Genomic DNA, 282 nt, shown 5'->3' on the forward strand with positions numbered 1-282 from the left:
GGCGGAAAGACCCTGGTCAGCCCTGGCCTGTAGCCACTCGTTGACGTACTTCCTGGCGCTTTTCAGCGTGGTACATTCCGGGTGATGCTCCTTGATGTACTGGATAAAATACTTGGTGTGATTCCAGTAGCTCTTGTAAGTGTTGAAGGAGAAAATCTTCTCCTTATCCGTCCCGGCAACCACCGCCGCCCGTTTGCTCTCCCCAAAGGCTTGCATCCCCACCAGGTTGTCATAGGCTTGCTGATGGAGGTCTTTATAGTACGCCTTATTCCTGCGGCCCAC

The 282-nt window shown here is 53.5% G+C and carries 1 protein-coding gene; it reads right to left on the reverse strand.

Going from position 1 to position 282, the window contains the following annotated elements:
• On the reverse strand, positions 1–282 hold a 282-nt coding region (locus NE547_RS18225), incomplete at both ends, for a hypothetical protein (protein WP_256176644.1).

The organism is Flavonifractor sp. DFI.6.63 (assembly GCF_024462255.1).
In the GTDB taxonomy this organism is placed as follows: Bacteria; Bacillota; Clostridia; order Oscillospirales; family Oscillospiraceae; genus Lawsonibacter_A; species Lawsonibacter_A hominis.